This is a genomic window from Paraburkholderia oxyphila NBRC 105797 (genome assembly GCF_000685075.1).
In the GTDB taxonomy this organism is placed as follows: Bacteria; Pseudomonadota; Gammaproteobacteria; order Burkholderiales; family Burkholderiaceae; genus Paraburkholderia; species Paraburkholderia oxyphila.
This window is the reverse complement of sequence record NZ_BAYD01000019.1, coordinates 12,678-35,666: the sequence shown is the minus strand read 5'-3', so window position 1 is coordinate 35,666 and position 22,989 is coordinate 12,678. Positions and strand designations below refer to the sequence as shown.

20 protein-coding genes and 1 pseudogene are annotated in these 22,989 nt (G+C 66.4%); 13 read left to right on the top strand and 8 right to left on the bottom strand.

Annotated elements, in window-relative coordinates; translation table 11 throughout:
- Positions 1-61 precede the first annotated feature (61 nt).
- The 6 genes and pseudogenes from BO1_RS62020 to BO1_RS14910 all read left to right on the top strand — a co-directional run bounded on the left by BO1_RS62020 (position 62) and on the right by BO1_RS14910 (position 6,145).
- Positions 62-328: a PI-PLC domain-containing protein gene (locus BO1_RS62020; protein ID WP_156992264.1), complete on the top strand. Its 267-nt coding sequence runs from the start codon at positions 62-64 to the stop codon at positions 326-328.
- Positions 329-476: 148 nt separating this feature from the next.
- Positions 477-2,564 carry a carbon starvation CstA family protein gene (locus BO1_RS14925; RefSeq protein WP_028218232.1) on the top strand — a complete coding sequence of 696 codons (2,088 nt, stop codon included), beginning with the start codon at positions 477-479 and terminating at the stop codon, positions 2,562-2,564.
- Between the two features lie 36 nt (positions 2,565-2,600).
- A complete protein-coding gene (locus tag BO1_RS14920) occupies positions 2,601-2,807 on the top strand; it encodes a YbdD/YjiX family protein (RefSeq protein WP_028218231.1) in 207 nt (68 codons plus the stop codon).
- A 205-nt stretch (positions 2,808-3,012) separates the two neighbouring features.
- Positions 3,013-3,465 (top strand): annotated as a pseudogene (locus BO1_RS57540) (STM2901 family protein).
- Positions 3,465-3,812 carry a DUF1493 family protein gene (locus BO1_RS14915; protein WP_028218230.1) on the top strand — a complete coding sequence of 116 codons (348 nt, stop codon included), beginning with the start codon at positions 3,465-3,467 and terminating at the stop codon, positions 3,810-3,812. Before BO1_RS57540 ends, BO1_RS14915 begins: the two are co-directional and overlap by 1 nt.
- 320 nt (positions 3,813-4,132) lie before the next feature.
- Positions 4,133-6,145 (top strand): SMP-30/gluconolactonase/LRE family protein, encoded by a 2,013-nt coding sequence (locus tag BO1_RS14910; protein WP_028218229.1) that lies wholly within the window; start codon positions 4,133-4,135, stop codon positions 6,143-6,145.
- 31 nt (positions 6,146-6,176) lie between these two features.
- Here the strand turns inward: BO1_RS14910 and BO1_RS14905 are convergent, their stop codons facing one another.
- The 3 genes from BO1_RS14905 to ispH all read right to left on the bottom strand — a co-directional run bounded on the left by BO1_RS14905 (position 6,177) and on the right by ispH (position 11,077).
- Positions 6,177-8,816 carry a tetratricopeptide repeat protein gene (locus BO1_RS14905; protein ID WP_052409472.1) on the bottom strand — a complete coding sequence of 880 codons (2,640 nt, stop codon included), beginning with the start codon at positions 8,814-8,816 and terminating at the stop codon, positions 6,177-6,179.
- A 152-nt stretch (positions 8,817-8,968) separates the two neighbouring features.
- Positions 8,969-10,120 carry an adenosyl-hopene transferase HpnH gene (hpnH, locus tag BO1_RS14895; RefSeq protein ID WP_028218227.1) on the bottom strand — a complete coding sequence of 384 codons (1,152 nt, stop codon included), beginning with the start codon at positions 10,118-10,120 and terminating at the stop codon, positions 8,969-8,971.
- 12 nt (positions 10,121-10,132) lie between these two features.
- On the bottom strand, positions 10,133-11,077 hold the full coding sequence (gene ispH, locus BO1_RS14890; protein WP_028218226.1) for a 4-hydroxy-3-methylbut-2-enyl diphosphate reductase: 945 nt from the start codon (positions 11,075-11,077) through the stop codon (positions 10,133-10,135).
- Between the two features lie 381 nt (positions 11,078-11,458).
- Between ispH and hpnC the strand changes: the two genes are divergently transcribed.
- Together hpnC and BO1_RS14880 are read left to right on the top strand one after the other, a co-directional pair.
- Positions 11,459-12,328: a squalene synthase HpnC gene (hpnC, locus tag BO1_RS14885; protein WP_028218225.1), complete on the top strand. Its 870-nt coding sequence runs from the start codon at positions 11,459-11,461 to the stop codon at positions 12,326-12,328.
- The gene (locus BO1_RS14880) at positions 12,325-13,503 is read left to right on the top strand and encodes a glycosyltransferase (protein ID WP_028218224.1); all 1,179 of its coding nucleotides are present in this window, start codon (positions 12,325-12,327) and stop codon (positions 13,501-13,503) included. Before hpnC ends, BO1_RS14880 begins: the two co-directional genes overlap by 4 nt.
- Before the next feature lie 126 nt (positions 13,504-13,629).
- On the opposite strand, the gene BO1_RS59135 is transcribed toward BO1_RS14880, so the two are convergent.
- From BO1_RS59135 to hpnA, 3 genes are all read right to left on the bottom strand, one after another.
- Entirely contained in the window at positions 13,630-14,349 is a 720-nt protein-coding gene (locus BO1_RS59135) for a hypothetical protein (RefSeq protein WP_028218223.1), read from the bottom strand.
- Positions 14,350-14,499: 150 nt separating this feature from the next.
- On the bottom strand, positions 14,500-14,898 hold the full coding sequence (locus BO1_RS14870; RefSeq protein WP_028218222.1) for a VOC family protein: 399 nt from the start codon (positions 14,896-14,898) through the stop codon (positions 14,500-14,502).
- 104 nt (positions 14,899-15,002) lie between these two features.
- Complete coding sequence (hpnA, locus tag BO1_RS14865; RefSeq protein WP_028218221.1) at positions 15,003-16,025, bottom strand: hopanoid-associated sugar epimerase; 1,023 nt, start codon at positions 16,023-16,025, stop codon at positions 15,003-15,005.
- 295 nt (positions 16,026-16,320) lie between these two features.
- On the opposite strand from hpnA, the gene BO1_RS14860 reads away from it, so the two are divergent.
- The gene (locus BO1_RS14860) at positions 16,321-16,617 is read left to right on the top strand and encodes an acylphosphatase (RefSeq protein WP_028218220.1); all 297 of its coding nucleotides are present in this window, start codon (positions 16,321-16,323) and stop codon (positions 16,615-16,617) included.
- Between the two features lie 134 nt (positions 16,618-16,751).
- On the opposite strand, the gene egtD is transcribed toward BO1_RS14860, so the two are convergent.
- A complete protein-coding gene (gene egtD, locus BO1_RS14855) occupies positions 16,752-17,753 on the bottom strand; it encodes an L-histidine N(alpha)-methyltransferase (RefSeq protein ID WP_043284938.1) in 1,002 nt (333 codons plus the stop codon).
- Positions 17,754-18,196: 443 nt separating this feature from the next.
- On the opposite strand from egtD, the gene rarD reads away from it, so the two are divergent.
- Positions 18,197-19,096, top strand: coding sequence for an EamA family transporter RarD (gene rarD / locus BO1_RS14850; RefSeq protein WP_028218218.1), 900 nt, complete (start codon positions 18,197-18,199; stop codon positions 19,094-19,096).
- A gap of 57 nt (positions 19,097-19,153) precedes the next feature.
- On the opposite strand, the gene BO1_RS14845 is transcribed toward rarD, so the two are convergent.
- Positions 19,154-19,705: an Mpo1 family 2-hydroxy fatty acid dioxygenase gene (locus BO1_RS14845; RefSeq protein ID WP_028218217.1), complete on the bottom strand. Its 552-nt coding sequence runs from the start codon at positions 19,703-19,705 to the stop codon at positions 19,154-19,156.
- 182 nt (positions 19,706-19,887) lie between these two features.
- Here BO1_RS14845 and BO1_RS14840 point away from each other — a divergent pair, with 182 nt between their 5' ends.
- The 3 genes from BO1_RS14840 (at position 19,888) to BO1_RS14830 (ending at position 22,982) form a co-directional block, all read left to right on the top strand.
- On the top strand, positions 19,888-20,688 hold the full coding sequence (locus BO1_RS14840; RefSeq protein WP_084687982.1) for a Crp/Fnr family transcriptional regulator: 801 nt from the start codon (positions 19,888-19,890) through the stop codon (positions 20,686-20,688).
- A gap of 288 nt (positions 20,689-20,976) precedes the next feature.
- A complete protein-coding gene (locus tag BO1_RS14835; RefSeq protein ID WP_028218215.1) occupies positions 20,977-21,621 on the top strand; it encodes an HAD family hydrolase in 645 nt (214 codons plus the stop codon).
- 122 nt (positions 21,622-21,743) lie between these two features.
- The gene (locus BO1_RS14830) at positions 21,744-22,982 is read left to right on the top strand and encodes a dienelactone hydrolase family protein (RefSeq protein WP_028218214.1); all 1,239 of its coding nucleotides are present in this window, start codon (positions 21,744-21,746) and stop codon (positions 22,980-22,982) included.
- Positions 22,983-22,989: the final 7 nt, after the last annotated feature.

Here is a 22,989-nt window from a genome sequence, read left to right as displayed (position 1 = left end):
TTGCAGGCGGCGCGCACCCACATTTTTCGAGATTACCGGGCAGGCGATGATGGCGGGCGGCGTGGCTGCGGGACCTTTCTCGCCGCGCCGAACGGGGGCAGCGCCGCTCGTGCTTCCGTCGCCGGCATCGTTCGATGCCGTCTGGACGGCGCCGGCGGTCCAGTGCTTCCGTACGAACCCGGGCGTGCACATCGTGGCGATCGCCGTGAACACCGAAGCCGACTACAAGGCGGCGGCCTGCGCGGGCGTGGACGCGGTGCTGGCCGATTCTCCCAAGCAGATGGTGCCGCTGCGCGAGGCCTTGCGACGTGGCTACACCTGCCCTTGAGGACGCAACAACCTACGTAGTTGTACGTAGATTGCTTACGTAGTTGTGCGCTTGTGGCAGGCGGTGCGAAGGCGAATACTACACGGCCATGCGGTGGGCATCGACGACCCACTCGACCTAAAACCATAAAACCGGAACAGGAGACGGCATGAGTCGGACATCCAGCCTTATCGTCTGGACGCTAGTCGCGCTGCCAGGCGCGTTCGCGTTCGGCACCATCGCGCTCGCGCACGGCGAGCGAATCAGCGCACTGTGGATCGTGATCTGCGCCGTGTGCGTCTACCTGATCGCGTACCGCTTCTATAGCCGCTTCATCGCGAGCACGGTCCTGCAGCTGGACGGTTTGCGCATGACGCCGGCCGTGCGCCACAACGACGGGCTCGACTACGTGCCCACCAACAAGTACGTGCTGTTCGGCCACCATTTCGCGGCGATCGCGGGCGCGGGCCCGCTGGTGGGCCCGGTGCTGGCCGCGCAGATGGGCTACATGCCCGGCATGCTGTGGATACTCGCGGGCGTGGTGTTCGCGGGCGCCGTGCAGGACTTCGTGGTGCTGTTCCTCTCCACGCGCCGCGATGGCCGCTCGCTCGGCGACCTCGTGAAGATGGAGCTCGGGCCGATCCCCGGCGTGATCGCGCTGTTCGGCACCTTCCTCATCATGATCATCATCCTCGCGGTGCTCGCGCTGATCGTGGTGAAGGCGCTCACGAACTCGCCGTGGGGCACGTTCACCGTGGCCGCGACGATTCCCATCGCGATCTTCATGGGCCTCTATGTGCGCTACATCCGCCCGGGCAAGATCGGCGAGATCTCGATCATCGGCTTCGTGCTGCTGATGGCGTCCATCGCGTTCGGCCAGCACGTGCATGATTCGCCCACGCTCGCCGCGATGTTCACGTTCACGGGCACGCAGCTCACGTGGATCCTGATCGGCTACGGCTTCGTGGCCTCGGTGCTGCCGGTGTGGCTGCTGCTCGCGCCGCGCGACTACCTCTCGACGTTCCTGAAGATCGGCACGATCCTCGCGCTCGCGATCGGCATCCTGATCGTCGCGCCGGAGCTGAAGATGCCGGCCTTCACGAAGTTCATCGACGGCACAGGCCCGGTCTGGTCGGGCAACCTGTTCCCGTTCCTCTTCATTACGATCGCGTGCGGCTCGGTCTCGGGCTTCCATGCGCTGATCTCGTCGGGCACGACGCCCAAGCTGCTCGACAACGAAACCAACGCGCGCTTCATCGGCTATGGCGCGATGCTGATGGAATCGTTCGTCGCGATCATGGCGCTCGTGGCCGCCTCGGTGATCGAGCCGGGTGTGTACTTCGCGATGAACGCGCCGCTCGCCGTGCTCGGCACGACGCCCGACGCCGTCGCGCACACGGTGGGCCAATGGGGCTTCATGCTCACGCCGGATATGCTCACGCACACCGCGCAGGCCGTGGGCGAGACCACCATCGTCGCGCGCGCGGGCGGCGCGCCCACGCTGGCCGTGGGCATGGCGCAGATCCTGCACCAGGTGATCGGCGGCGAGGCGATGATGGCGTTCTGGTATCACTTCGCGATCCTCTTCGAAGCGCTCTTCATCCTGACCGCCGTGGACGCGGGCACGCGTGCGGGCCGCTTCATGCTGCAAGACCTGCTCGGCACGTTCCACCCGGCGCTCAAGCGCACGGAGTCGTTGCCTGCGAACCTGATCGCGACCGCCTTGTGCGTGGCCGCCTGGGGCTACTTCCTCTATCAGGGCGTGGTCGATCCGCTCGGCGGCATCAACACGCTGTGGCCGCTGTTCGGCATCTCGAACCAGATGCTTGCCGGCATCGCGCTGATGCTTGCCACCGTCGTGCTCTTCAAGATGAAGCGCGAGAAGTTCGCATGGGTCACCGCCCTGCCCACGTTGTGGCTGCTCATCTGCACGCTTACGGCGGGCTGGCAGAAGATTTTCGACAGCAATCCCAAGGTGAGCTTTGTCGCGCACGCGCAGAAGCTTTCGGCGGCCATCGCGGACGGCAAGATCGTCGCGCCCGCGAAGTCGCTCGAGCAAATGCAGCGCATGGTCTTCAACGACTATGTGGACGCGGCGCTCTCGGGGCTCTTCATCTTCGTGGTGGTGAGCATCGTGGTGTACGGGCTGATTGCGATTGCGCGCGCACGCCGCATCGACCGTCCGACTGTGCAGGAAACGCCGTATGAAGCGATGCCGGCGGGCGGCGCGGCCGTCGCGGCGAATCGCGTGCATTGAGCCGGCGCCACGGACTGGAACTGGACGGAGCACATCATGTTCTCGGGACTTCGCGACAACGTGCAAACGGCGGGCCGCTATCTGGGCCAGGCGATGCGTCTGATGGTAGGGCTGCCGGATTACGAGGGCTACGTCGCGCACATGCGCGCGACGCATCCCGACCGGGCGCCGATGACCTACGAGGAATTTTTCCGCGAGCGGCAGAACGCGCGTTATGGGTCGGGCGCGGGGAAATGCTGCTGAGGACCGATTGAACGGAGACGTTCGCTAACCTGGCCATGTACGATACGAAGCGCGACGGTGAAGACCGCCGCGCTTTTTTATTCCTGGTTGCGGATTGGTGATGAATGTGGAAAGACGTTGATCGGGAGTCGTTGATCAGGTTCTGCGTCGTTGAATCAATTTTGATTGACGGATATATTTATCAGCTGAATCTATCAGGTGAAATATGAGCACTGACAACGCTGCATCTGCCAATGTGTATCAATTTGGCGTCCATCAGAATCTCAGCCCTGCGGAATTGTTTTTCTAAGTTGCCGTCGAGGAGACATGCAAACAGCTCGGGGTAGAAGATGTTGAGGCCGTCGTGGCAATTCTTTGTGGACAAAACTGGATACCCACGCGCGCCAAACCAAACGGGGTTACGAAAGGAACATCCGTTGCGTCTCTGGTATCGCGCAAGCTATTGAATTACGATCTCAAACGCAAAATTTTGCCGACACTGACCAATGCGAGCGTCAAAAAGCTCAAAGTGATGATGGTCAGAAACGTTGGCACTTTTGTAGGACGTACCGTTCCGGTAGTAGGATGGGCCATCGTCTCTCATGACGTGGTCATGATCGGTATCAATTCGGTTCAGCATTACAATCGACTCGTCAAACGAGAAGACAGGGTTTTCTAATGACGACTCAGACCTGGATGGAGCTCGAATCTTTCACCAGAACAGAGGCAGGTGTTCGGGCGAGCAAGCCGGTCACTGCGTCTGACCGGTTGGAGGATGATCTGGACTTGACTGGAGACGATGCCGATGAATTCATGGGCAAGTTCTTCGAGCGATTTCCGGTAAAACCCGGTGACTACGAATTCAGTCGATATTTCTCGGAAGAAGGTTTTAACCTGCTAGCCATTCTCGCCATGCCGTTTTCAAGGAAGCAACAAAAAAAATACGATAAACAACCACTGACGGTGGGTATGTTGGAACGCGCGATTAACCTCGGCGTGTGGGACAGTGAAAAATTGGCAGGTTGAGCAGCACTACCCACATGTTCGAATGACCTCGCGGTAGTGACAACCGGCCGCGATCAGGCCGTGCCGAAAAGGCACGATCGAGACGCTTCGTTGCGACACCAGGCACGATCGCAGGCGCCACCTCTACGCGAGGCGCAGCGCTCAATTTCCGCCCCGCCTCGCCGTTAACCCGAACGAGATTCCACACCAATTCGACGCATGACGCCGCTGTGGCGTGATGCAAGGATTCGAATCGTCGGGAAAGCGGATTGCAAGTTTGCCGGGGCAACACCTCACCTTGCACGCCACGCACAGCATGGCGTCCTATGAAGAAATCACTCATGGTCTTGCATCGACTGGGCGCCGCCTCGCTTGCGCTCATCCTGGCCGCAACGGTTGCACCCGTTTGCGAAGCTCAATACACCACTGACTGGGTGGCCAACACTTACGGCACCAATGCGACCCGCGTGGGCAACGTCGCGCGCTCGATGTGGGTCGCACCCGAAGGCATGATCTACACCTCGTCGATGTGGGACGAGAACGAGGGCGGCGTTGCCCTCTACCAGAACGGCCAGAGCCAGGGCTCGATCGGCGGCCACGGCGATTTCCAGGGCGGCGCGATCACGGGCAACGCCACGTCACTGTTCGTCGCGATGCAGTACAGCACCGCTTACGGCAGCGGCAACGTCGGCCGCTACAACCGCGCGAGCGGCACGCGCGATCTGCTCATTCCCGTGAGCGCCGACACGACCGAGAAACTCGCCGATGTCATCACCGGGCTCGCGACCTCCGGCACGCTGCTCTATGCCAGCGACTTCCCCGGCAACCGCGTGCGCGTGTACACCACGGCCGGCGTCTGGCAGAGCGACATCGGCGTGACCGGGCCGGGCGCGCTCGCCGTGGACGCCGGGGGCAACCTCTGGGTCGCGCAAAAGAGCGCGGGCGCGGTGCTAGAGTTCAGTCCGGGCGGTCAGCTTCTGAATACCATTCAGCTGGCTTCCACCGCGCAGCCGTCGTCGCTGTATTTCGATTCGCAGAACGTACAGTTGATGATCGGCGACTCCGGTCCCGACATGAACATCAAGATCTACAACGTGACGGGCACGCCCGCTCTTGCCGGCACGTTCGGCATTCAGGGCGGCTATCTCGACACGACCACCGGCATCAAGGGGCAAGTGGGCGCCAAACGCTTTACGCGCGTAGCCGGCATCGGCAAGGACGCCGCGGGGAACCTGTACGTGCTGAACAATCCGTGGGGCGGCTCGTGGGATCTCGGCCGCAATGGCGGCACCGATCTGCACGCCTACGATGGCAGCGGCAATCTGCGCTGGATGCTCCAGTCGGTGAACTTCGAAGGCAACGCGGTGCCGGACCCGGCCACCGACGGCGCGATGTTCTACAGCGGCATGAACGTGTATTCGGGCACGGCCGGGGGCACCTTCGTGGCCAACACCATCGACCCGATCACCTATCCGAACGACCCGCGCATCAATCTCGCCGACCCCGCGCGCGGCGAGCATTTCGCGCAATTCGCGAACGTGGGCGGACAGCGCATTCTCGTGGCCGCCGGCCAGAATCCCGATACGTTCTACTTCTTCCACTTCAATCCGGCGGGCGGCTATATCGCCATTCCCGACTACACGCTGCCGGGGCCGGCGTTCAACACGACGGCGCCGGTCCGCAATGGCTTTTGCCTCGACAGCAAGGGCGATCTCTGGGTGGGGCTCGACAAGACCAACGTCATTTCCCACTATCCGCTGACCGGTTTCAATGCAAGCGGCCAACCGCAATGGGGCGCCGCGATCACCACGCCGACGCCGGCCACGCTCTCGCGTCTCACGCGCATCATCTACCTGCCCGAAAGCGACACGATGATCCTCGCGGGCATTACCGGCAGCACCGACTGGACCGCGGTGGGCTCGCGCGTCGAGGTGTATCACGGCTGGCTCGCCGGCAATACGACGGCGCCGAATCCGGTGATCACCCTCACGAGCGCGAATCCCAAGTCGATTACGGCCGCCGGCAATGAGCTGTTCGTGGGATACGTGCACACCGTGCCCAATATCGACGCCTTCAACCTCACCACGGGCGCGCTCGATACCACGCTCATCGACAGCAGCCCGAATACGGTCTACGTGGGCAACGACGTGGACTCGATGTACGGCCTGCGGGCGTATCTGCGTTCGACCGGCGAGTACGTCGTGACGAAGGACAACTACAACGGCTCGAGCATCGTGGTCCAGCGCTGGACGCCGCCGGCCGCAAGCACGGCCGCAAGCACGACCGCGACCGGCGTGAGCGCGGCCATGACGGCGGTGAAGGCGCTGCTGGTTTCGCCGTTCAGCGCGAAGTAATGGCATCGCCGGGCCGCCGCGACGGCGATGCCTACGCAGCCTCGCGCCGCGCGGCGTCGTCGCAGTGCCTGAGCCACATGTGCCGATACGCGCTTTCGATATTCGCGGCAAAGCGCGGTGCATCCATGAGCGGCGAAGCCTCCATGCGGGCGCGCAGCCCGGCGCGCAGCCCGGCCAGCCGCGGCCGGTCGCGCGCCAGTTCGACGGCGATGCGCACGAACTCGTCATCGGTGTGCGCGACGAGCTCGGGTACGCCGAGGTTCGCCGCGATGCTCCAGCCGCCGCGGCTTGCCGCCGAGCGGCCCGTGCGCGTGACGACGGGCACGCCCATCCAGAACGCGTCGAGACTCGTGGTGTGGCCGTTATACGGAAACGAGTCGAGCGCGAGGTCGATGCGGTGGTAGGTCTCCAGATACTGGTGGCGCGTCTGATGGCCGACGAACGCCACGCGCTCCGGGTCGATGCCCTGCGCTCGCGCGCGCTCTCTGAGCGTCTCGCGCGGTACGCCCGGCGGCGCGAGCAGCAGCAGGCGCGCATCCGGCACGGCGGCCAGCACGCCGCTCCACAGGCGCAGCGCGTGGTCGGTGAGCTTGGCCGGATTGTTCAGGCAGCCGAAGGTGAGCGGCGCGCCCGCCGCCGCCGGCAGGGCGTTGACCTCGAGGCCGGCAACCTGCGCCTCGTAGCACCAGAACGCGTCCGGCAGGCGTAACGAGCGCTCGCTATAGAGCGCGTCGCGGCCGGGCTCGCCGGCCGGGTCGAGCCATGGGTCGGTGAGCCGGTAGTCCATCGCCGTGCTGCCGGTCGTGCCCGGGTACGCGAGCCACGCGAGCTGCACCGGCGCGGGCCGCCGCGCGAACACCAGGCGCCGTCCGGCGGCCATGTGCATCGTGAGGTCGACGAGGATGTCGATGCGGTCGTCGCGGATCTGCTGCGCGAGCGCTGCGTCGTCGAGCGTGTGCACGTCGCGCCAGACATCGACGAGTGTCTTGATGTGCTGCGTCATGGCGTCGGGCTTCGCGACGCTCGCATAGCAGACGATCTCGAACGCCGCGTGGTCGTGATGCGTGAGCAGCGGCACCGTGAAAAGCGCTTGGCAATGCGAACGGAAATCGGGCGAAACGTAGCCGATGCGCAAGCGCCGTCCGGGCGCGAGCGCGTCTTCGCGGGGCGGCGGCGCATCGTGCGGCGCGCTTCGAGATGCCGCTTCGAGCAACGGCGCATCGTGCGGCTGTGTGCGTGCCGCTTCGATCAACGGCGCCTCGAAGCACGCCGCGAAACGCCGGCACTCGTCGAGCAACGCCTGCGGGTCGTCGGTCTGGAAGGCGAGCGCGAAGATCAAGTCGTAATGCGCGATGACGATGTCGTTGCTGCGGTCGTTTGTGGCGCTTGCCAGCGCAAGCGTTTCCCGATACGACGCCACCGACTCGTCGAGCCGCCCCATGTCGAGCAGCACATTGCCGAGCACTGCGTGTGTGGCCGGGTCCGTGCGATCCAGTTCGATCGCGCGGCGCAGCGCCGCTTCGGCCTCGTGCAGCCGCTCGCCCTTCAGCACGAGGCCGAGGTGATGCCATGCGAGCCGGTGATCGGGCTGCAGCACGACGGCGCGGCGCAACGCGCTGGCGGCCTCGTCGGGACGCGCGACGCCGATCAGCGTGCCGAGGTTGTAGTGCGCATCCGCGAGTCCCGGAGCGAGCGCGACGGCTTCGCGCGCCGCGGCTTCGGCTTCCTCGCGATGCGTTTTCGCGAGCGTGTGCGCGAGATTGACCCAGGCGACGGCGAAGTCCGGCTTGAGCGCCACCGCGCGCCGCAAGGCCTGCGCCGCTTCGTCGGGGCGGCGCTCGCAGAGCAGATTGCCGAGGTTGAAGTGCGCCGCGACGAGTTCGGGGTCCAGCTCGATCGCTCGGCGCAGCGCGGCTTCGGCCTGGTCGGGGTGCGTATCGGCGAGCAGGTGCCCGAGACGGTTCCACGCGGGCGCGAAGCCCGGATCGAGCTCGAGCGCGCGGCGCAGCGCGGCCTCGGCGGCGTCAGGCTGCGCGGACACGAGCAGCGTGCCGAGGTTGAAGTGCGCGTGCATGAAATCGGGGCGCAGCTCGATCGCGCGTTCGAACGCCGCTTGCGCCTCTTTGGGCCGCGCCGTGCGCAGCAGGTTGCCGAGGTTGTTGTGCGCTTCCGCGAACGCGGGATCGAGGCAGAGGGCCGCGCGCAGATGTGTATCGGCCTGCGCGGCCTCGTCCGGGCCGAAGGTGTTGGACAGATAGAAGTGCGCGGCAGCCAGTGTCGGATCGAGCGCGAGCGCGCGGCGCAGCGCGGCGCGCGTGTCGTCGATACGGCCCTGCATGCACAAGGCGGTGGCGAAATCGACGAGGCGCTGCGCGTTCTGGTGCGGGGCGAGCGATTCGCGCAATAGCGCGGCGGCCTCGGCCGTGCGGCCCTGCTGGTGGGCGATCAGGGTGCGCAGGTGCAGCGCTTCGGCATGCTCGGGCGAGTGTGCGAGCACGGCGCGGCAGTGCTCATCGGCAGCGGTCAGCTGCCCGGCGCGCCAGGCGGCGAGTGCGGCTTCGTACATGGTGGCTAGCGTGGCTTTCGTGGCGATCGGCATGGCCAGGCCGGCGGCGCGCGCGGTCGCAACGCCGGGCCGGGCGCGGCATCCGGTGGATGGAAAACCCGACATTGTGCTGGCGCCGCCATCCCGAAAACGGCTGCCGTCGCGCCGCCGCGATCTGCCGCAACAAAAACAGAAAGGGCGCAACGGCGTGAACCGTTGCGCCCTCTCGAGCACCGTGCAAAGGCCGTCGTCCTTGCGGACGCGGCCTTCAACGCCGCTTAGCTCGCCGCGACAGTCGCGGGCTTTTTGGTCTTGGCCGCGTTCTTGATCTCTTCGAGCTTGATCTCGACGTGACGCGAGAACACGTAGTCAGCCGGACGCTGGCTGTCGAGCGGGATGTCCTTGGCGAACGCGCCCGTGGTGCGCGGGCCCGACAGCGCGACGCGCGCGGCCTTGAGCGGATGCGCGACCGTGTCCATCACGGCGGTAGCCTCGAAGCCGCAGTGGACCATGCAGTCCGCGCACTTCTCGTACTTGCCCGTGCCGTACTTGTCCCAGTCGGTGGTTTCCATCAGCTCCTTGAAGGTCTTCACGTAACCTTCGCCGACCAGATAGCAGGGCTTCTGCCAGCCGAACACCGTGCGCGCCGGGTTGCCCCAGGGCGTGCATTCGTAGGTCTGGTTGCCGGCCAGGAAATCGAGGAACAGGCTCGACTGGCTGAACGACCACTTCTTGCCGTTGTTGCCGCGCTTGAAGATCTCGCGGAACAGGTTCTTGGTCTTGTCGCGGTTCAGGAAGTGCTGCTGGTCCGGTGCGCGCTCATAGGCATAGCCCGGCGAGACCGTGATGCCGTCGACGCCGATCTCGCCGACCGTGTCGAAGAACTTTGCCACGCGCTCGGGCACGGCGTCGTTGAACAGCGTGCAGTTGATGTTCACGCGGAAGCCGCGGCGCTTGGCTTCCTTGATGGCCGCGACGGCCTTGTCGTAGACGCCTTCCTGCGAAACCGAGTGGTCGTGCGCTTCGCGGTCGCCGTCGAGGTGCACCGACCAGACGAAGTACGGATTCGGCTCGTAGTCGTCCATCTTCTTTTCCATGAGCAGCGCGTTCGTGCAGAGATACACGAACTTCTTGCGCGCCATGATGCCCTTCACGATCTGCGGCATTTCCTTGTGCAGCAGCGGCTCGCCGCCGGCGATGGAAACGACCGGTGCGCCGCACTCGTCGACGGCTTCGAGGCACTCTGCCAGCGACAGGCGCTGGTTCAGGATGGGATCCGGATAGTCGATCTTGCCGCAGCCATTGCAGGCGAGGTTGCAGCGGAACAACGGCTCGAGCATGAGCGCGAGCGGATAGCGTTTATTGCCGCTGAAATGCTGGCGGAAGATGTACGCGCCAACGCGGACTTTTTGTAGCAGCGGAATAGACAAAGCGTGTCCTCCTTAAACTTCGCGTGCGACGAGCGGTTGCAAGAGCTTCGACGGCAGCTTGAATTCGACTTTTTCTTCACGGCCCGCCATCGTCGACACCTCGACAGGCCCCAACGCGCGCAGCGCGTCGATCACGTTTTCCACCATTTCCTCGGGCGCCGACGCGCCGGCCGTGATGCCGACGGTTTGCGCATGGGCGAACCACTCGGCCTTCACTTCCGAGCCGTCCGCCACGAGGTAGCTCGGCAGACCCGATTCGCTGCCGATCTCGCGCAGGCGATTCGAGTTCGAACTGTTCGTCGCGCCCACGACCAGCAGCACGTCCACTTGCGAAGACAGCTCGCGCACCGCGGCCTGGCGGTTTTGCGTGGCATAGCAGATGTCACGCGTGTCCGGGCCGACGATGTCGGAGAAGCGCTTGAGCAACGCGTCGATGATGCCGCGCGTGTCGTCCACCGAAAGCGTGGTTTGCGTCACGTACGCGAGCGGCGCGTCGAGCGGCAGGTCCAGCCTGGCCACGTCCGCCTCGCTCTGCACCAGCAGCACGGTGCCCGGAATCTGGCCGATCGTGCCTTCCACCTCCGGGTGACCGGCATGGCCGATCAGGATCAGCGTGCGGCCCGCCGCGACGTACTGGCGGCCCTGCACGTGCACCTTGGTGACGAGCGGACAGGTGGCGTCCAGCACGTCGAGGCTGCGTTCGTCGGCGGCGCGCTCGACGGTCTTGGCGACGCCGTGCGCGCTGAAAATGGCGACCGCGCCCTCGGGCACTTCGTCGAGCTCTTCCACGAAACGCGCACCCTTCTCGCGCAGGTTCTCGACCACGTGGCGATTGTGGACGATCTCATGACGCACGTAGACGGGCGCGCCGTGCTTCTGCAATGCACGATCGACAATCTCGATCGCGCGGACAACCCCCGCACAAAAGCCGCGGGGTTGGGCAAGGATGACTCGCATAGGGTGGCGAACTCCGACTGCCGCGGATTCCGAAAGAGCCATCAAGACCCGTTCGCCGCGACCATCATATTAATAAGGTGCTGATATCTGCATGCATCCGCCAGAGGGGGGCGGAAAAAACCAGACGCGCATTTTAACCCCATCGCCGCCGCTTTGCTGCGTAGCGAACGGGAAGGTGCGGCGCGCACGCGACGCCAATCGGAATCGGCCCCCCAATCAGCCCCATTTTGCGGCGTTCCAGCAGCGGGTTTACCGGTGACACAGCCTGTGACACTCTCGGGGGTATTGCGCAGTGCAACAGGATGCGGGAACCCTTAAACTAACGTCCCCCGCACCAGGCCGCATTGCGTCTTGCGGGACCGACCCCATTCTGGACGCTTCATGGAACCCGATCAATACGACGATTTTCCGGTAGCGCGCATTTTGCTGCCGAAGGCGCTCCGAGCGCCTGTCGGCGTGATCTACCATGTCGCGCGCACCCTCGATGACATTGCCGACGAAGGCGACTGGAGCGCCGAGGAGCGCCACCTGCGCCTCGCCGACTTCCGCGCCGGGCTCGACGCTGTGGCGCAAGGCCGTCTCGCGCCCGTGCATCCCGCGCTGTTCGCGGAGCTCGCGAAGGTGATGGTTCAGTGCCGGCTGCCGCTGGAGCCGTTCTACGACCTCGTGTCGGCGTTCGATCAGGACATCGATGCCACGCGCTATGCCGACCGCTTCGAGCTGCTCGACTTCTGCCGCCGCTCGGCAAACCCGATCGGTCACCTTATGTTGCATTTGATCGACGAGGCCACGCCCGAGAACCTCGCCGATTCGGACGCCATCTGCACCGCCTTGCAGCTCATCACCTTCTTGCAGGATGTGCCGGCCGACTGGAAACGGGGCCGCATCTACCTCCCGCAGGCCGACCGCGAGCGCATGAAAGTGAGCGAGGCGCAGATCGCCGCGGGCAGGGTGGATGGCGCATGGCGCGCGCTGATGGAGCACGAAGTGGCGCGGGCGCGCGCGCTCATGGTGAGCGGCGCGCCGCTCGCGCTGCGCGTGCCGGGCCGCTTCGGCCTCGAGCTGTGCAGCGTCGTGCACGGCGGCCTGCGCATGCTCGAAGTCATCGAGCGGGCGGACTACGACGTATTTCGTGCGCGTCCCCGGCTGGCCGCCGCCGACTGGGCTGTGGTGCTGATGCGCACGGCGGCCATGTGGCTGTCGCGCCGCGTGGGTGCGCGCATGCCTTCGATCGAGAGTAACAACGCATGATGACAACGATTTTCTTTGCCGTGTCCTGCCTTTCGCTCGTGATCTGGCTGGTCCTGCTGTTCGGCCGCGGCGGCTTCTGGCGCGCGCGCCCCGCCGCGCCGCTGCCGCTGGTCGAGCCCGCGGCGGGCTGGCCGGCGGCGTGCGCCGTGGTGCCGGCGCGCAACGAGGCGGACGCGATCGGCGAGGCCGTCACGTCGCTGCTCGAGCAGGACTATGGCGGCGAGTTTCACGTCATCGTGATCGACGACCACAGCACCGACGGCACCGCCGAAGCCGCGCGCGCCGCCGCGCTCGCGCTGCGCTGCCCGGAGAAGCTCACGGTGGTGAGCGCCAGGCCGCTGCCCGCGGGCTGGTCGGGCAAGGTGTGGGCGCAGTCGCAGGGCATCGAGGCCGTGCGCACGCTGGGCCTGAACGCCGACTACCTGCTGCTGACGGACGCCGACATCGGCCACCCGCCCGAGGCTCTCGCGCAGCTCGTGGTGCGCGCGCAGGCGGAAAAGCGCGACCTCGTCTCGCTGATGGTGCGCCTGCGCTGCGACTCGTTCTGGGAGAAGGCGCTGATCCCGGCGTTCGTGTTCTTCTTCGCGAAGCTCTATCCGTTCTCGTGGGTCAACAATCCGCGTAACAAGACGGCGGCGGCGGCCGGCGGCTGCATGCTGGTGCGCCGCAAGGCGCTGGAGGAGGCGGGCGGCATCGAGTCGATCCGCGCCGAGCTCATCGACGATTGCAGTCTGGCCGCGCGCATCAAGCATCGCGGCGAGGGGCGGCATCCGATCCGCCTCGACGTGGCCGCGAAGAGCGTCTCGCTGCGCCCGTACGACTCGTGGAAAGACATCTGGAACATGATCGCGCGCACAGCGTTCACGCAGCTTCACTATTCGGCGTGGCAGCTCGCGGGCACGATCGTCGGCATGACGGTCATCTACCTCGCGCCGCCCGTTGTCGCGCTCGTGCTCGGCCCGCTCGGCTGGCCCGCATGGGTGGCCTGGGCGCTCATGTGCTGCGCCTACGCGCCGATGCTCGCGTACTATCGCCGCTCGCCACTGTGGGCGCCGTTCCTGCCACTCGTCGCGCTGTTCTATGTGGGCGCGACCTTCGCTTCGGCCTGGCGCTTCTGGCGTGGCAAGGGCGGGCAGTGGAAGTCGCGCGTGCAGGCGCCTGCGCAGGGGCGCTGAAGCGGCATCGCGCGGGCCTCCAGAGCCGCGTGCCACACGCAATAAAAAAAGCCGCCGCGGTCGACCGCGGCGGCTTTTGCTTTTGGTGCGCGCGCTGCTTGAGCGCCCGACTCCCGGACGCGCCGATTAACGCTGCGTCAACATCATGTACATCTGCACGACCATGTCGGGCGAGAACACGAACGGCACCCAGCCGTGACCCGTGTGCCGCAGCACCAGCAAGCGGTCGCCATTCGACTGCTTCTGCACGGCCATCATCGGATTCTTCGTCGATGCGAAACGCCAGCCGGGCGGAATCGCGGGCGGCGGCTCGGGCTGCATGGAGGCGCGCGCGTTCGCGAGTTCCTCGATCAGCTGCCCGACCTGCAGCGGATGCAGCGACACCGTCTGGCCGCCGATCGACATCGTGATCTCGTTCTGCGACGGCCGCCCGACTTCCAGCATCACCTTGCGGTCTTCGGCTTCCTGCTCGGCTTGCGCGGGTTCCACGGCGTCGACCGGTTCGGTAGCGGTTGCCACTTCGGCCGTGACTTCGGCCCCAACTTCCGTCGCCACTTCGGCCGTGTCGGCTTCAGCTTCGGCTGCGGTTTCGGGCTCAGCTCCGACTTCAGCTTCGGTTTCGACGACAGCCGCCTGCGGCTCGTGCGGATGCGCCGCCGCAACGGCTGGCGTATCCGGCTCGAGTTCGGCAGGTTGCGTGGCCGCTTCCGGCGCGGCGGCATCCGCCGCGTGGGTCTGTTCGGGCGCTGCCGCAACGACTGGGCGCGGCGCAAGCGCGACGCTGGCGGCCTGGATCAGCTGATCGACGCCCGCTTCGAGCGCGCCGATCTGGTCTTGAAGATTCATGCGAGGCTTCTCTGATAAGACCCGCGATTTTACCCATAGCGCACGCGACTGTCCCGCGCAGCGTTGTAAGCAGGTCGCAACAAAAGTTGTAACAATTTGCTCTCGCATTAAGCAGCCGTTGCGCGCCAGGGTCAGCGAGCGCCTGCAAAACTACTGTGGAGCGGGGGTGTGGCAGCACACGCAGAGCTTGTTTCCCTCAGGATCCCGGAAATACGCGCCGTAATAGTCCGGGTGGTAGTGAGTCCTCAAACCGGGTGCGCCTTCGCACGAACCGCCGTTCGCGAGCGCGCTGGCGTAGGCGTTGTCGACCGATTGCCGATCGGGCGCGAGCAACGCCACCATTTGACCGTTGCCGCAAGTTGCGGCGTTGCCGTCGTATGGGCTGCCGACAATGAAGAGCGGGCGTGGCATGCCCTCGGCCATCCAGCCTGCCCAAGGCTTATCGGGCTCACAAAACTTCAATCGATGCCCGAGCTCATTCATGACGGCCGAATAGAACTTGAAGGCACGGTCAAAGTCGTTAGCACCCACAAAAACATGCGAGATCATCGTGTTCTTCCCTTGAGCGGCCGGTGACGGTCGTCCAGGTTACCACGACGCAGATCCCTTGAGCACGCGCCGCAAGCCGCAAAAAGAGCGGCCTCGCGCAGCGCTTACTTTGTGCCCAGATACCCCGCTTCGCGGAACCATGTGAGCGCATCCTTGAGGCCCTCGCGATAGGGCCGCGCGCGGTAGCCGAGTTCGCGCTCCGCCTTCGCCGACGTGAAATACATCTTGTTCTTCGACATCTTGAGGGCATCGACGGTCACGAACGGCTCGCGCTTCGTGAAGCGCGCGACGGCCTCGGCGCCCATCGCGAGCGGGTAGAGCGGCCAGCGCGGCAGCGCGATGGTGGGCGGCTTGCGGCCCACCATGCCGGCGATGTCGCCGAGCATCTGCTGCAGCGGCAGGTTCTCGCCGCCGAGGATATAGCGCTCGCCAATGCGCCCGCGCTCGAGCGCAAGGAAGTGGCCGTTGGCGACGTCGTCCACGTGCACGAGGTTCAGGCCCGTATCGACGAAGGCGGGAATCTTGCCCGTGGCCGCCTCCACGATGATGCGGCCCGTGGGCGTGGGCTTCACGTCGCGCGGCCCGATCGGCGTGGACGGATTGACGATCACGGCGGGCAGGCCGTCACGCTCGATCATGCGCTCCACGGCGCGCTCGGAGAGCACCTTGCTGCGCTTGTACACGCCTATCGCCTGCTCGGCCGTGAGCGGCGAGGTTTCGTCGGCGGAGTTGCCCGAGTTCGTGACCTTGAGCGTGGCCACGCTGCTCGTGTAGACGATGCGCTCCACGCCCGCGTCGAGCGCGGCGCGCATGGTGGCTTCGGCGCCCTCGAGATTGGCGCGCTCGATCTCGTGCGGATCGGGCGCCCACAGCCGATAGTCGGCGGCCACGTGGAACAGATAGCGCACGCCGTCGAGCGCCTTGCGCATCGAGGCGGCGTCGCGCATGTCGCCGGTGACGATTTCGGCGTCGAGCGCCTCGAGATTCTTGCGCGGGCTCGTCGCGCGCACCAGCACGCGCACGGCATAGCCCTTTTCCTGCGCGATGCGGGCGACGGCCGAGCCGACGAAGCCGGACGCGCCGGTGATCAGCACGAGGTCCTTGTTGGCGCGGGAGGTGTCGGTCATTCGAAATTCGCTTTTCAGTTCGGATGTCGGTGCGGCGCGCGGCGCGCGCTGCTGGCGTGGCACGGATTGTACGTGGGGCGCGGCGATGGGGTAACGGCGTCGGGCTTGCGGCGCGGGCGGGGCATCGAGCGGAGTATCGAGCGGGGTATCGAGCGGAGTATCAAGCGGGACGCGGGGCGAGGCGCACGGTTTGCGCGCCGTGCGAGCGCGTGCATTCGTGCGCAAGGCGACGCCCGCGCGTCATGGCGTCTACAATGCCTGGCGTATCGGCAGCAAGACAATGGGAGATCAACCGATGAGCGAACCGGATCTGGATGCGCGCGTGGAAACGTATTACGTGCGCGTGCGCGGAACGGTGCAGGGCGTGGGCTTTCGTCACGCGACGGTGCGCCAGGCGCACGCGCTGCGCATTCGCGGCTATGTCGCCAATCTGGAGGACGGCTCGGTGGAGGCCGTGATCCAGGGCACGGCGAATCAGGTGGACCGCATGCTCTCGTGGCTGCGCCATGGCCCGCCCGCGGCGCGCGTGAGCTCGGTGGAGAGCGAGGAGCGCCACACCGATAAGCGTTACGAGCGTTTCGAGCAGCACTGAAACCTGGCACTGTAAAAAAAGCGGAGCGCCCTGAAAAAAAGCGCTCCGCTTTTTGTTTGCCTGACGTTTCGCTTACCGTGCGTGCAAGAACCCATCGGCCCTGAACCGCGGTCTGCGCCCGGACTGACCTCGGCTCACGCCGCGCTCAACAGGCTCTCCGCGAATCCCCATTCCTTCTCGACCCACTGATGCGCGCACTCGAAGCCCGCATCCGCCGCGATCGCGGGGATTTCGTCGGCGTGGTATTTGTGGCTGCTCTCGGTCCAAATGGTCTCGCCGGCCTCGAGTTCGACCGCGAGCCGCGCCGCGCCCACCCGCGCGTTGACATGGCGTCTCGCGCGCAGATGCATCTCGACGCTGCGCGCATCGGGATTGAAGCGCGCGACGTGCTCGAAGTCGCGCAGGTCGAAGTCGCCGTCGAGCTCGCGGTTGATGCGCGCGAGCAGGTTCAGGTTGAACGCCGCGGTCGCGCCGATGGCATCGTCGTAGGCGGCGATCAGCGTGGGCACGGGCTTCACGAGGTCGGTGCCGAGCAAGAGCGTGTCGCCCGGGCGCAGCATCGCGCGGATGTCGCGCAAAAAGCGCGTGGCCGCGAGGCGCGCGAAATTGCCGATCGTGCTGCCGAGAAAGAGCACGCAAAGGCGCTCGCCGTCCTTGCGCTGGCGGCTCACCTCGGCGAGCCCGGCCAGGTAGTCGCGCTCGTAGCCGACGATGGAGATGCGCTCGATGTCGGCCAGCTCGCGCCGGCATAGCTGCAAGGCGGTGCGCGAGATCTCGATCGGGCAATACGAAGTGGGCGAAGTGGGGCGCTTGCGCGAGAGCGCTTCGAGAATGCGGCGCGTCTTGCGGCCGCTGCCGCTGCCGAGCTCGGCGACGACGACGTCCGCCGGCAGCGCCTCGACGATTTCGGCGGCGTAGCACGTGAGCAGACGTTCCTCGGCGCGCGTGACGCCGTATTCGGGCAGCACCGTGATCACCTCGAACAGCGCCGAGCCGACTTCGTCATACAGATATTTCGACGGCAGCTCTTTTTGCGGCGCGTGAGTGAGACCCGCACGGACAGCGGTGGCAAATTCGGCGGCAGAGCCGGACGGGGCATGCGGCTGCAGCGTGGGGCGGGACGCAGATCGGGTCATTCGCTCTCCTGTCGGCCAGAGTTAGTGCAAAACGCCTCGCTCTCGCCTCATGCAACGGGGTTGCAGTGGGGTTGGACGGCGGGCCGCCGGTGCGCGAATGCCTGCTTCGCGCGCACCACGGCCTTCGTGGCGACTCCGCAGCAAGATTTACGTTCTAGTCCATCGCGGCGGGCAATTCACGGACTAAATCGCGGAGCTCGCCGCGCCGGCAGTAGCAGCATCGCCCGTGCCCGCCGTTCCAGCGGGCCGCGCGGCGCATTAAAATTCTGGCTGGCGGCGCCGCTTGGCGAGCCGCCTTTTATTCAATAACCGATTCAAATGACAACGCTTTTTCCAGCCCCCCTTGGGCTTTTCGTGGAGGCCGTGACGCGGTTAGCCGCGCCGTTTGCCCTTCGCGCCCGCACTCGCGCCGCGGTTTTCTCCCTTCCGCGCGGCGCCTCGACATGTTGGTGAACACCTACGAGCCCAAGCGCGGCATCACGCTTTCCGTGGGCGCGTCCACGCTATTCGCGCTGATGTCGGCCTATACGCTGCTGCTCGCCCCGCTTGGCGGGCTCGACATCTTCGCCTGGCGTGTGATCTGGACCGCGCCCGGCGCGCTCGCGCTGGTGGTCCTGCGCTCGCGCGCGCCGCAACTCGCGCAACTGGTGGCGCGCGCGTTCAAGGAGCCGCGCGTCGCGCTCATGCTGGCGGGCAGCGCCGCGCTGCTCGGCATGCAGCTCTGGGTGTTCCTCTGGGCGCCGCTGCACGGCCGCCTGCTGGAAGTGTCGCTCGGCTATTTCATGCTGCCGCTCGTCATGGTGCTGGTGGGGCGCTACTACTACCACGAGCGGCTCGAAGCACTGCAATGGATTGCTGTGGCCTGCGCGGCCGTGGGTGTCATGCACGAGTTGTGGGTGACGCACGCATTCTCGTGGCCGACGCTGCTCGTCGCGCTCGGCTATCCGCCGTACTTCGTCTTGCGCCGCAAGATTCACGCGGACTCGCTCGTGACCTTCTCGGTCGAAATGGTCCTGCTGCTGCCCGTGGCCGCCATCGAGGTGCACGCGGGCGGCTCGCTGAAGCTGCTCGACGCGCATGCGCTGCTGGCCTGGGTGCTGCTGCCGGGGCTCGGCGTGCTGAGTACGGTGGCGCTCGCGTGCTATCTGAAGGCGAGCCGCCTTTTGCCGATGGCGCTGTTCGGCATCCTCGGCTATGTCGAGCCGGTGCTGCTCGTGATCGTCTCCGTCGTGCTGCTGCGCGAGCCGTTCGGGCTGCGCGAACTGGGGACCTATGTGCCGATCTGGATTGCCGTCGCGTTGACGGCAATCCATGGTGCGCGGCTGGTGAGGCTCGCGCGCTAGGTGCGGCCCGGGCTGCGAGACTGGCGCGCCGGCCCAGCGAAGCGCGTGACTGGGCCGCTATCGGACCGCATGCTCGCGCGGGGGATTGATGCGCGTCGGTCCGGCCTTGGCCTCGATGGCCGCGCGCAGGGCCGGTCGCCAGCCGAGGCCGAACAGCGCTTCGGCGAGCACGAACAGCGGGCCGACGACGAGGCCGATCAGATCGTCGGCGAAAGCGGGCTTGCGGTGCTCCCACGCGATGTGCCCGACGAACTGGAAGATCCACCCCACCACGAACAGACCAATGCCGCCCGCGAGCCAGGCCGCCGTGCCTTGCTGCGCGAGCCACGCGCCGAACCCGAGGCAGCCCGCCGAGACGGCGGCCATCATGAGGCCGAGCGGCACGTCGAGCACGAGGTAATAGAGCGTCGTGGCGCCGAACAGGAGCCATGCGGGCGAGAGCGGCACGGCATGCAGCGGCCACGCGGTGACGCTCACCCAGGCGGGCCGCGAAAGCAGCACGGCGAGCGCGAGCACGATCATCGGAATGCCGACGAAGTGCGTGGCGATATTGCGGGCATCGCGATGGTATTCGGCGTATTGGGTGAGCTGCTCGGTCAGGTTTCTCATGGATGCCTCCCTGTCTCCAAAATGATTATGATCCCGGGACGCCGCGCCGCTGACCTTCGGCTAGCCGACAATTGGCGCAGTCGGTGCAGTCGCGCCCTTGCGTTCGCGCGCTTGCCATCCGCTCGCAATCATTTTTCGCCGATGCGCACAGGGATTCCGCCCGTGCCGCGCTCAAACCTTCGATGACCTCACGTCCCGTCTCTGCTGCCTCTTCCGCTTCCGCCGACGCGCTTCCCAGCGCCGGCGCGCAGGCGGACGCCGCCGCGCCCTCCGTGTCCGCCGTGACGGCGCTGCTGGAGCGCAGCGCGTGGTTCGTCGGCGCGCCCGAGGCGCTGCGCGCCGGCTTGCGCGCGGCGGGCCGCGTGCGCACCCTGCGCGCCGGCGAGCGCCTGTTCCTGCGCGGCGACCCCGCCGACGGCATTTATTGCGTGCTCGAAGGGGCGATGCGCGTGGGCGCCGCAAGCGCGGCCGGACGCGAGGCGCTGCTGGCCGTGGTGGGGCCGGCGCAATGGTTCGGCGAGATTGCGCTCTTCGATGCGGGTGTGCGTACGCATGACGCCTATGCCGAGCGCGACGCCACGCTCTTTCACGTCCCGCGCGCGGCGCTGGCGGCGCTGCTGGACGCCACGCCCGCCTGGTGGCATGCGTTCGGTCTGCTGCTCGCGCAGAAGCTGCGGCTCGCGTTCGACGCCATCGAGGAGAGCGCGCTTCTGCCCGCCGCGCCGCGCGTGGCGCGGCGTCTCCTGTTGCTGGCCACAGGCTATGGGGAGGCGGGCCGCGAGAGCGGCCACGATGTGGCCCAGAAGATGGGCGGCGCGGGCGTGGTGCGCGTGCCCCAGGAGGACCTGGCGCTCATGCTCGCGCTTTCGCGCCAGACGGTGAACCAGATCCTGCGCCAGTTCGAACGGGACGGCCTTGTGGCGCTGCGCTACGGTGAAATCGAAATCGTCGATGCGGCGCGGCTCGAACAGCAGGCGCAGTGAAGCCACGTCGTGGGACACATGGCGTGCCGGGCGGCGGCGCGCCCGCATCGCGCAGCGTTTCGATCGCATGTATCGATATTGATCGATAGCATCAACATCGATACATGAAGCGAGGCTGTGTGCGCTGGCGAACGGCCGTGCCATTGCGGCAGCGCGCCATTTGCGCCGACAATGACGCCGGCTTGCAACGGGCTTGCGCTGCCGGCCTTGCCCGAGCGTCGAGCGCGCGCTTGCCGCGATACCTCTAACCTCGCGCCCCTGACCGTGGCGCTTTCCGTGTCCCGCCTCATGAACGACCGCGTCGTAGCCGCCTTCGATTTCGACGGCACCATCACCACGTCCGACAGCTTCCGCGCCTTCATGCTCGATGCCGCCGGCAGTACCGGCTTCGTGCTCGCCGCGCTGCGCTGCCTGCCGTGGCTCGCCGGCATCGCGCCCGGCTGGGCCGACCGGGGCCGCACCAAGGCGCGCTTCCTCTATGCCGCGCTCGGCCCGGTGCGCCGCGAGGCGCTCGAAGCCGCCGCGCAGCGTTTCGTCGACACGCGCCTGCCCGGCTTGCTGCGTCCCGAGATGCTCGCGCGTATCCGCGAGCACCAGGCGCTCGGCCACGAGGTGGTGCTCGTGAGCGCATCGCCTTCGGTGTATCTGCGCAAGTGGGCGCCGAGCGTGGGTATCGGCACGGTGCTCGCGAGCGAGCTGGAATGGCGCGATGGGGTCTACACTGGGCGGCTTGCGGGCCGCAATTGCTGGGGCCCGGAAAAGGTCGCGCGGCTGCGCGCATGGTGGGGCGAGCGCGCACCCGCCACGCTCTACGCCTATGGCGACAGCCGCGGCGACCGCGAAATGGCCCAGCTCGCGAATCACGCGTGGATCCGCGGCGAATCCGGGCTGCCACCGCTCGCGGCCACGGGCGGTTTTGGCGCGCCGGCATAGGACCTGTTTCGTGCCAGGGCCTGTTATTAAGCAAGAGCAGGCCCGCACGCCCGCAGGCGCTGCGCGCCGCCTGCTCTCGACCCGACGAGCAGCCGACCACAAGGACAGAAGGAGACAAGCCGATGAACGGACAATGGACCCAGGTGAAGTCGCGCGACGGCGGCGAATTCCGCGCCTACACGGCGCTGCCGCCGGAAGGCAGCGGCCCGGGCCTCGTGCTGCTGCAGGAGATCTTCGGCGTGAACGCATCCATGCGCGCGCTGGCCGATCGTTACGCGGAAGAAGGCTACGTGGTGATGGTGCCGGACCTGTTCTGGCGCCTCGAGCCCGGCGTCGATCTGGGCTATGAGGGCGCCGACATGGCGAAGGCGCTCGAGCTGCACGACCGCTTCGACGTCGACCTCGCGATGGACGATGTCGCGCAGACGCTGGCCGCGCTGCGCGCGCATCCTTCGCAGCGCGGCAAGGTGGGCGCGATCGGGTACTGCCTGGGCGGCCGGCTCGCGTATCTGGCGGCGGCGCGCACCGATGTCGATTGCGCGATCGGTTATTACGCCGTGGGACTCGAAAACTACCTGAACGAGGCCGCTACGATCCGCTGCCCGCTCATGCTGCACTTCGGCGAGATCGACCGCTGGTGCGACGCCGCCACGCGCGAGCGCATCGAAGCGGCGCTGGCGGGCAAGCCGGGCGTCGAGCTCTACACGTATCCCGGCTGCGATCACGCGTTCGCCGCGCCCTCGCGGCCCCAGTACGACAAACCGGCGGCGATGATGGCGTACTCGCGCTCGCTCGCCATGCTGCGCCGCGTGCTCGGTCCCATCTACGACTTCAACGCGCTGTGGGAGGAGCACTGCTACCACGAGTTCGTCACGCGCAACCCGGACGACGTGATGCCGACGATGGTCGCGCAGCCTTACGTCAACCACATCCCGACGATGACGGGCGGCGTGGGCCACGACGAGCTCAAGCGTTTCTACACGCACCACTTCGTGCATTCGAATCCCGCCGATACGCGCCTGATCCCGATCTCGCGCACGATCGGCTCGGACCGCGTGGTGGACGAGTTCATCTTCTGCTGCACGCACGACCGCGAGATCGACTGGCTGCTGCCGGGTCTCGCGCCCACCGGCAAGTACTTCGAAGTGCCGATGCTCGCCGTGATCTGCTTTCGCGGCAGCAAGCTCTATAACGAGCACATCTATTGGGATCAGGCCTCGGTGCTCGCGCAGATCGGCGCCATCGATCCGACCGGGCTGCCCATCGCGGGCGCCGCGAGCGCGAAGAAGCTGCTCGACGAAACGTTGCCGTCCAACACGCTCATGCCCGCGTGGAAGACGAGTGAAGGCAAGCCGTTTTAGAACGGCT